The organism is Pseudomonas sp. p99-361, from assembly GCF_003935475.1.
Taxonomy (GTDB): domain Bacteria; phylum Pseudomonadota; class Gammaproteobacteria; order Pseudomonadales; family Pseudomonadaceae; genus Aquipseudomonas; species Aquipseudomonas juntendi.
Map to the genome: position 1 here is coordinate 1 of NZ_RHQO01000114.1, position 8,409 is coordinate 8,409.

At 63.0% G+C, this 8,409-nt stretch carries 12 protein-coding genes; 6 read left to right on the top strand and 6 right to left on the bottom strand.

Annotated features, from left to right (window positions below; genetic code table 11):
• Positions 1 to 139: 139 nt before the first annotated feature.
• Complete coding sequence (gene trpA / locus EGJ22_RS25170; RefSeq protein WP_054911466.1) at positions 140 to 949, bottom strand: tryptophan synthase subunit alpha; 810 nt, start codon at positions 947 to 949, stop codon at positions 140 to 142.
• The gene (gene trpB / locus EGJ22_RS25175) at positions 946 to 2,163 is read right to left on the bottom strand and encodes a tryptophan synthase subunit beta (RefSeq protein WP_029887973.1); all 1,218 of its coding nucleotides are present in this window, start codon (positions 2,161 to 2,163) and stop codon (positions 946 to 948) included. The genes trpA and trpB overlap by 4 nt, the downstream gene beginning before the upstream one ends.
• 108 nt (positions 2,164 to 2,271) lie before the next feature.
• Here trpB and EGJ22_RS25180 point away from each other — a divergent pair, with 108 nt between their 5' ends.
• Positions 2,272 to 3,168 (top strand): LysR family transcriptional regulator, encoded by an 897-nt coding sequence (locus EGJ22_RS25180; RefSeq protein ID WP_029887972.1) that lies wholly within the window; start codon positions 2,272 to 2,274, stop codon positions 3,166 to 3,168.
• Here the strand turns inward: EGJ22_RS25180 and EGJ22_RS25185 are convergent.
• Positions 3,165 to 3,488, bottom strand: a complete 324-nt coding sequence (locus EGJ22_RS25185; RefSeq protein ID WP_009682179.1) for a YqjD family protein — start codon at positions 3,486 to 3,488, stop codon at positions 3,165 to 3,167. The genes EGJ22_RS25180 and EGJ22_RS25185 overlap by 4 nt on opposite strands.
• 150 nt (positions 3,489 to 3,638) lie before the next feature.
• Between EGJ22_RS25185 and EGJ22_RS25190 the strand changes: the two genes are divergently transcribed.
• Together EGJ22_RS25190 and EGJ22_RS25195 are read left to right on the top strand one after the other, a co-directional pair.
• On the top strand, positions 3,639 to 3,854 hold the full coding sequence (locus EGJ22_RS25190) for a dodecin (protein ID WP_029887971.1): 216 nt from the start codon (positions 3,639 to 3,641) through the stop codon (positions 3,852 to 3,854).
• 101 nt (positions 3,855 to 3,955) lie between these two features.
• Positions 3,956 to 4,177: a DUF1161 domain-containing protein gene (locus tag EGJ22_RS25195; protein WP_029887970.1), complete on the top strand. Its 222-nt coding sequence runs from the start codon at positions 3,956 to 3,958 to the stop codon at positions 4,175 to 4,177.
• A 37-nt stretch (positions 4,178 to 4,214) separates the two neighbouring features.
• Here the strand turns inward: EGJ22_RS25195 and EGJ22_RS25200 are convergent, their stop codons facing one another.
• On the bottom strand, positions 4,215 to 5,219 hold the full coding sequence (locus EGJ22_RS25200; RefSeq protein ID WP_029887969.1) for an LLM class flavin-dependent oxidoreductase: 1,005 nt from the start codon (positions 5,217 to 5,219) through the stop codon (positions 4,215 to 4,217).
• Between the two features lie 152 nt (positions 5,220 to 5,371).
• Here EGJ22_RS25200 and EGJ22_RS25205 point away from each other — a divergent pair, with 152 nt between their 5' ends.
• Entirely contained in the window at positions 5,372 to 5,797 is a 426-nt protein-coding gene (locus EGJ22_RS25205; protein ID WP_009682183.1) for an OsmC family protein, read from the top strand.
• 74 nt (positions 5,798 to 5,871) lie between these two features.
• Positions 5,872 to 6,105 carry a DUF1161 domain-containing protein gene (locus EGJ22_RS25210; RefSeq protein WP_009682184.1) on the top strand — a complete coding sequence of 78 codons (234 nt, stop codon included), beginning with the start codon at positions 5,872 to 5,874 and terminating at the stop codon, positions 6,103 to 6,105.
• A 155-nt stretch (positions 6,106 to 6,260) separates the two neighbouring features.
• On the opposite strand, the gene EGJ22_RS25215 is transcribed toward EGJ22_RS25210, so the two are convergent.
• Both EGJ22_RS25215 and EGJ22_RS25220 read right to left on the bottom strand, forming a co-directional pair.
• On the bottom strand, positions 6,261 to 6,674 hold the full coding sequence (locus EGJ22_RS25215) for a hypothetical protein (RefSeq protein ID WP_009682185.1): 414 nt from the start codon (positions 6,672 to 6,674) through the stop codon (positions 6,261 to 6,263).
• Between the two features lie 54 nt (positions 6,675 to 6,728).
• Positions 6,729 to 7,142, bottom strand: coding sequence for a hypothetical protein (locus tag EGJ22_RS25220; protein WP_029887968.1), 414 nt, complete (start codon positions 7,140 to 7,142; stop codon positions 6,729 to 6,731).
• A gap of 84 nt (positions 7,143 to 7,226) precedes the next feature.
• On the opposite strand from EGJ22_RS25220, the gene EGJ22_RS25225 reads away from it, so the two are divergent.
• Positions 7,227 to 8,300, top strand: a complete 1,074-nt coding sequence (locus EGJ22_RS25225; RefSeq protein ID WP_029887967.1) for an aminopeptidase — start codon at positions 7,227 to 7,229, stop codon at positions 8,298 to 8,300.
• Positions 8,301 to 8,409 lie beyond the last annotated feature (109 nt).

Genomic DNA, 8,409 nt, shown 5'->3' on the forward strand with positions numbered 1-8,409 from the left:
GCGCTCGATCTCACAGGCGCTGAAGATGCTCCGGCTACCCTTGCCAGGAACCATAGAATCTCCCACAGGTACAGCGCCACCCTCAGGCCCTGTGAAATCCTTGTGGGAGCTGGCTTGCCGGCGATGAAGGCAACGCCGGTCAGCGACGGGCGCCGCGCACCCCTTCCGCCAGTGCCGAGCACAGGCTCAACACATCGCTCACCGCCTGTTCGGCCGTGTTGGCCTGGGCAATCTTGTCGACCAGCGCCGAGCCCACTACCACGCCATCGGCCAGCCGGGCGATGTTCGCCGCCTGCTCTGGGGTGCGAATGCCGAAGCCAACGCTGATCGGCAGGTCGGTATGCCGACGCAGGCGGGCAATGGCTTCGGTCACGTGCTCGGTGGTCGCCGAGCCGGCCCCGGTCACACCGGCCACGGACACGTAGTAGACGAACCCGGAGCTGCGCGCCAGCACACGCGGCAGGCGCGCGTCGTCGGTGGTCGGGGTGGTCAGGCGAATGAAGTCGATACCTGCAGCCTGGGCCGGGGTCGCCAGTTCTGCATCGTGCTCCGGCGGCAGGTCGACGATGATCAGGCCATCGACGCCAGCCTGCTTGGCTTCATTCACGAACGCTTCCACGCCAAAACGGTGGATCGGGTTGTAGTAGCCCATCAGCACGATCGGCGTGGTGTGGTTGTCCACACGGAATTCACGAACCATCTGCAGGGTCTTGACCAAGTTCTGGCCCGCTTCCAACGCGCGCAGGGTAGCGAGCTGGATGGCTACGCCATCGGCCATCGGGTCGGTGAATGGCATGCCCAGTTCGATCACATCGGCGCCTGCAGCAGGCAGACCCTTGAGGATCTGCAGCGAGGCGTCATAGCCCGGGTCGCCTGCGGTAACGAAGGTGACCAGTGCCGAGCGGCCTTCGGCTTTCAACTCGGCGAAGCGTTGTTCTAGACGGCTCATGCCTGTTTCTCCTGGGCGGCCATGTGGCTCATGACGGTTTGCATGTCTTTGTCGCCGCGGCCCGACAGGCAGATCACCATCAGGTGGTCCTTGGGCAGCTGCGGGGCGCGCTTGATTGCCTCGGCCAGGGCGTGAGCGCTTTCCAGGGCCGGGATGATGCCCTCCAGGCGGCACGTGGCGTGGAAGGCATCCAGTGCTTCGTCATCGGTGATGCTGACGTATTCAACGCGCTTCACCTCATGCAGGTAGGCATGCTCGGGGCCGATGCCCGGGTAGTCGAGGCCGGCCGAAATCGAGTGAGCGTCGGTAATCTGGCCGTCATCGTCCTGCAACAGATAGGTGCGGTTGCCGTGCAGTACGCCGGGCACACCGCCGTTCAGGCTGGCCGCATGCTTGTCGGTGTGCACACCGTGGCCGCCGGCTTCAACGCCGATGATCTGTACGCTTGGCTCTTCGAGGAACTCATGGAACAGGCCCATGGCGTTGGAGCCACCCCCCACGCAGGCGACCAGGCTGTCCGGCAGGCGGCCTTCCTTTTCCTGCAACTGGGCACGGGTTTCCTTGCCGATGATCGACTGGAAGTCGCGGACCATTGCCGGGTATGGGTGCGGGCCCGCCACAGTGCCGATCAGGTAGAACGTGTCGTCGACGTTGGTCACCCAGTCGCGCAGCGCTTCGTTCATGGCGTCCTTGAGGGTGCCGGTGCCCGCGGTAACCGGAACGATCTCGGCGCCCAGCAGCTTCATGCGGAACACGTTGGCCTGCTGGCGTTCGATATCGGTGGCGCCCATGTAGATTACGCAAGGCAGGCCGAAGCGCGCAGCGACGGTGGCGGTCGCCACGCCGTGCATGCCAGCGCCAGTTTCGGCGATCAGGCGTTTCTTGCCCATGCGCTTGGCCAGCAGCACCTGGCCGATGCAGTTGTTCACCTTGTGCGCGCCGGTGTGGTTGAGCTCTTCACGCTTGAAGAAGATCTTGGCGCCGCCGCAGTGTTCGGTCAGGCGCTCGGCGAAGTACAGCGGGTTGGGGCGGCCGATGTAGTCGCGCTGGAAGTAGGCCAGCTCTTCGAGGAATTGCGGGTCGGCTTTGGCCGCTTCGTATTCCCGGGCCAGGTCCAGCACCAGTGGCATGAGGGTTTCGGCCACATAGCGGCCGCCGAACGAGCCGAACAGGCCATTGGCGTCGGGGCCGGGGCGGTATTGGGACTGGGTCATGGGGCGCTCCAGGGCGTAGGCAATGAGTGATGGGCTTTACTCTAACCACGACAGGCCCGGCTGAAAACCGATAAGATTGCGCAAACTTGTCAGGAAAACTCACAGGTAATGGCTCACGACCTCCCTCCCCTTAATGCCCTGCGTGCTTTCGAGGCCACTGCCCGGCTTAACAGTGTCAGCCAGGCGGCCGAGGCGTTGCACGTTACCCATGGTGCCGTGAGCCGGCAGATCAAGGTGCTTGAGGAGCACCTGGGGGTAGCGTTGTTCGTCAAGGAAGGGCGTGGCATCAAACTCACAGATGCCGGCCTGCGCCTGCGCGATGCCAGTGGCGAGGCGTTCGACCGCTTGCGCAGCGCATGTGCCGAACTGAGCCGCGATACCCGCGAGGCCCCGTTCGTACTGGGTTGCTCAGGCAGCCTGCTGGCGCGCTGGTTCATCCCGCGGTTGGGGCGTTTGCAGGCAGACCTGCCAGAGCTGCGCCTGCACCTTTCAGCCGGTGAGGGTGACCTTGATCCAAGGCGGCCAGGGCTGGATGCGCTATTGGTGTATGCCGAGCCCCCGTGGCCGGCAGACATGCAGGTGCATGTGTTGGCCGAGGAGCGAATCGGCCCGGTGCTGAGCCCGCACTTCGCCGGTTACCAGCGCTTGCAGGGGGCGCCAGCCAAAGCTTTGCTCGAAGAAGCCGTGTTGCACACCACCTCGCGCCCACAGGCTTGGCCGACCTGGGCGGCGCAGCAGGGTCTGGAGCCGGCTGCCATGCACTACGGGCAGGCTTTCGAGCACTTGTATTACCTGTTGGAAGCTGCGGTGGCGGGACTGGGCGTGGCGATCGCGCCGCAACCCCTGGTCGCCGATGACCTGCGGGCGGGCCGCCTGAGTGCGCCGTGGGGCTTTTCACCGACCCCGGCGGCGTTGGCGCTGTGGGTACCTCGGCGCGCCGCTGACGGGCGCGCCGAGCAACTGGCGCAATGGTTGCGGGCAGAACTGCTAGGGCAGAGCGCTTAGTTGCGCTTGCACAGCAGGTAAGCTGCCAGCAAGCCCAGGGCGCCGATGGCTACACCGGCAGTGGTGTACGGGTGCTCCTGGGCATAGTCGCGGGTGGCGATGCCGGTTTGGCGGGTACGCTCCTTGACTTCCTCATAGGCATCGCTCAGCAGGCTGCGCGAATGGCGCAGGGCACTCTCGGCGTTGCTGCGCATGGCCTTGACTGATTTCTGGGTTTCTTCGGAGGCATCGTGCTTCAGGCTTTCCAGGCTTTTCAGCAGGCTTTCAATCTCTGCTTCCATGCTTTCCAGGGATGTTTTACGCAGCGAATTGCGGGGCATGTTGACTCTCCTTTGCAGTATGGACTCTATGAACTGCGACCCTTGGGCTGCACGAAAGTGCGATCGAACTTTCGCCCCTGATGACAGCTCGCAGGTAAACCAGGCTCGCACTGCCAGGCTGAATATCACTGTTACCCAAGGAGAGCGCTCATGACCGATCATCACACCTACAAGAAGGTCGAACTGGTGGGTTCTTCGCCTACCAGCATCGAAGAAGCAATCAACAATGCCCTGGCCGAAGCCGGCCAGAGCATCAAGCACATGGAGTGGTTCGAGGTGGCCGAGACCCGTGGCCACATTCGCGACAACAAGGTTGCGCACTTCCAGGTGACGTTGAAGGTAGGCTTCCGTATCGCCAATAGCTGAAACACAGCCAGGCTGGAACACGCTGGACTGATGGGGTATTAGGAACAGGGCGCCCTGGTGGGCGCCCCTTTCTGGTTTCATCTGCACAAGGAATGCGAGTGATGAACAAACTGATACTGGCGCTGGGCCTGATGACGCTGGCCGGTGGCGCAATGGCGGCGGGCAAACCCTGCGAGGAGCTGAAAGCGGAAATTGCCGCCAAGCTCGATGCCAAGGGGGTTGTTGGCTACAAGCTGGAGATCGTCAAAAAGGGCGACCCGGCGGGCAAGGTGATCGGCAGCTGCGAAGGCGGCACCAAGGAAATCGTCTACCGCCGCGGCTGACGCGGTGGCCCCTTCGCGGGGGCACTCGCGAAGGGGTTCACTCGCTCTTCAAAGCCTGCGCCAGCAGCTCATAAGCGCGGATACGGTCCGCATGCTCGTACAGGTCACAGGTAAACATCAGCTCATCCGCCCCGGTTTGCTCCAGCAGCACCTCCACTTTGGCGCGCACTTTCTGCGGGCTGCCGATCATCGCCAACCCCAGGAAGCTGCCTACCGCATCGCGTTCATGGGGCAGCCATAAGCCGTCCATGCTGGGTACCGGGGGTTTCTGCATCAGGCTCTGCCCGCGAATCAGCGCCAGAATGCGCTGGTACACCGAAGTGGCCAGGTATTCGGCCTGTTCATCAGTTTCGGCAACCACCATGGGAATACCCAGCATCACATAGGGTTTGTCCAGCGTGGTGGACGGTTTGAAGTGGTTGCGATACACGCGGATTGCCTCGTGCATGTAACGCGGCGCGAAGTGCGAGGCGAAGGCATAGGGCATGCCGCGCATACCGGCCAGTTGCGCGCTGAACAGGCTGGAGCCCAGCAGCCACATGGGCACATCGGTGTCGTGCCCAGGCACAGCGATCACTTTTTGATCATCGGTTCGGGGGCCAAGGTAGCGTGACAGCTCTTCGACATCGTCCGGGAAATCGTCCGGGCCACCTGCGCGGTCTCGGCGCAAGGCGTATGCAGTCATCTGGTCGGAGCCTGGCGCACGGCCAAGGCCGAGGTCGATGCGCCCCGGGTACAGGCTGGCGAGGGTGCCGAACTGCTCGGCGATCACCAACGGCGCATGGTTGGGCAGCATGACCCCGCCGGAGCCTACGCGAATGCTCGAAGTGCCCCCGGCGAGGTAGCCGATAAGCACCGAGGTTGCCGAGCTGGCGATGCCGTCCATGTTGTGGTGTTCGGCCACCCAGAAGCGGTTGTAGCCGAAGCGTTCGACGTGCTGCGCCAGGTTCAGCGAGTTGCGCAGCGACTGCGCCGGGCCGGCGTCGGCGCGAACGGGCACAAGGTCGAGGGTGGAAATCTTCAGGTCACGTAGCTGCGTCATGGGGCCTCCGCAAGAATGATTGGCCAGAGGCCTTTATGACTCTGTATGGGCGTAATCGTTGGATTCAATGGGGGTGCGCAATTGCTCTGAACTTGCCGGGCGTACCTGACCTCTGAACCCATAGGCACGTAACCGAGTGACAAGGAGGCATCATGAAGAAGACAGCATCGGCGATCTGGCAAGGTGGTTTGAAGGACGGCAAAGGGCTGCTTTCAACCGAAAGCGGCGCCCTCAAGCAGAACCCTTATGGCTTCAACACCCGTTTCGAGGACACACCGGGTACCAACCCAGAGGAATTGATCGGTGCGGCGCATGCGGGCTGCTTCTCGATGGCGCTGTCGATGATGCTCGGCGAGGCCGGGCTCACCCCGGACCGGATCGACACGGCGGCGGAAGTCACCCTCGACAAGCAGCCTGATGGTTTTGCCATTACCGCTGTACACCTGGTGTTGCGAGCCAAGGTGCCAGGCGCCAGCGAGGCGCAGTTCATGGAAATTGCCAACAAGGCCAAAGCAGGCTGCCCGGTGTCGAAGGTGCTCAACGCCAAGATCAGCCTGGATGCGGCGTTGGTAGGCTGAAGCGGCGCAACGATGGCAGTTTGCTGTAGTCTAACCAACGTCGGCAGCAATACTGCCTTTTCAGGAGCCGTTCCATGATTCGCGTAGCAATCGCGGTGTTCGCTTCGCTGGTCGCCACGTCTGCGCTGGCGGCGGTCAAGCCGTGCGAGGAACTGAAAGCCGAGATCGAGGCCAAGATCCAGGCCCAAGGGGTGGCTTCGTACACCCTGGAGATCGTGCCTAACAGTGAGGTCCAGGACCCGAATATGGTGGTCGGGACGTGCGACGGCGGGACCAAGAAGATCATTTACCAGAAGAATGATCGCTAGCGCTCGAGCATGAGTGGCCGCTTCGCGGCCCATTTGCGACAAAAGCCCGCTTCCACAGGCCCCTGTAGGAGCGGCCTTGCGTCGCGATGGGCTGCGCAGCAGCCCCTGACTCGCAGCCCCCCTACCGGCACACCCCCTACCCGCCGCACCCCCGCCTACGGAATACAGAACACATCGCTAGGCTCATTCACCAGCACCGTGCGGCTGGCGTCATACAGCAATACCTGCGGCTCCATTACCGGCGCCCGCGCCTCCAGGCGATAACGTTCCCCAGCCTTGAAGTCATCGAAGCGCACAGTCAGGTAACAGGTACGGTCCCTGGGGTCGGTCAGCATCCCGCCAGAGTAGATCTCGTAATCGAAGCGCACGACCAGCTCATGCTTGCCGGGGGTTACCTGAAAGTATCGGCCGTCGTCCAGGCGCTTCCCGTCAAGGCGGTCGGCCATGATTACCCGGCCGGGGGTCATGGTGTACAAGTCGACCCAGGCTTGCTTGGGGTCGACCGGCGGCAAGGGGCTGGCGCAAGCCCCCAGTGCACTGAGGGCGATCAGCATCATGGGCTGGCGCATGGCAAAGCTCTCACTTGCGATTGGCACGTTAACAGCATAGCGCCGTTTGCGTGGTTAGGTGTGCTGGCAGCCCGCTGGCAGGCCCTGGCCCAGCAGTTTTTGTTGCTGGTCATACAACTTCACCCACGGGCGAAAGCCGATGCTCCCGGCCTGCAGCTGATAGCGTTGCCCGGCGTTGAAGTCTTTGAACGCCAGCTTTACCTGGCAATCTCGCCACAGGGGTTGGTCGACCGGGCCGATGTTGCTGGGGTTGACCGGAAACTGGTAGCGCACGGTCAACTCATGGCTGCCGGGTTGGACTTCGAAGTACCGGTTGTCGGCCCAATCGCGCTCATCGACCTGCACCGCGTGCAACGAGGTGTTGTCGTAGGGCGTGAGGTCGATCCAGGCCTGGTTCGGGTCTGGGTCTGGCAGCGTTGAACAGGCAGATAACAGCAACAGTGAACCGGCGACCCACAATGCACGCATGGCGAAACTCCCCCGTGGCGAGATAGTCTTGGAGCGAATCGGCCTTGAGCGAGTCAGACAGTCCCGATGCTTCGACTTTTTCTTATGCAGCGCTCAGGCCCTGGGCCACTCGACCGCGTTTTCACCCGTTTGGTTCCGCTGCTGGCGGTGCTTCTGCTGAGCGGTTGCAGCAGTACGGCCTATTACGGCCAGCTTGCGCAAGGCCAGTGGCAACTGCTGCGCGCGCGGCAACCGGTGGAACAGGTGGTCGCCGACCCTGCTACCCCTCCCCTGTTACGGGCGCGCCTGCAACGGGCGGAACAGGCGCGGGCGTTTGCCAGCCAGCAGCTGAAGCTGCCGGATAACCGCAGCTACCGGGTATACGCCGACCTTGGGCGCCCCTATGTGGTTTGGAATGTTTTCGCCACGCCAGAGCTCTCACTGCAACCGGTGACACACTGTTTTCCGATAGCGGGTTGCGTGGCGTACCGCGGCTACTACCAGCAAGGTGCAGCGCGTGGCGCGGCAGCGTTGATGCGTGAGGAAGGGCTGGATGTGTACGTGGGCGGGGTGGAGGCCTATTCCACCTTGGGCTGGTTCGACGACCCTATTCTGTCGTCGATGGTGGGCTGGGGTGACGAACGCCTGGCGACCTTGATCTTTCACGAGCTGGCGCACCAGCGCTTTTACGTGCAGGACGATACCGAGTTCAACGAGTCCTTTGCCTCGTTCGTCGAACAGGAAGGCACCCGGCAATGGCGCGCGGCGCGCGGGCTGGCTGCGGTGGGTGGCGATCAGGGGCAGCAGCGGGAGCAGTTTATCCAATTGGTGCTGGCCAGCCGCGAGCGGTTGCAGGCGATTTACGCCGGGCCGCTGGATGATGCGCACAAGCGCCAGGCCAAGCGGGCGGAGTTCGCGCGGCTCAGGCGTGACTACCAGCAGGTGCGGGACAGCCAGTGGGGCGGCGACAAGCGCTTTGACGCCTGGGTGTACGGGCCCATGAACAATGCCAAGCTGTTGCCGTTCGGGCTGTATGACCAGTGGGTGCCGGCGTTTGCGGCGGTGTTTCGCGCGGTTGACGGGGATTGGGGGCGGTTCTATGAACGGGTTGAGCAGTTGGGGAGGTTGCCCATTGCTGAAAGGAAGGCGGCGTTGCAGAAGTTGATGGCTGGCCGGTGATTCTTTGCGGCCCATCGTCGGCAAGCCAACTTCCACGGGGATCGCATCAGGGCAGACAGGTGTTTGCCACAAGGTATGCAGCGCCTGTTAGAGCGAGCGCCGCCCGCGC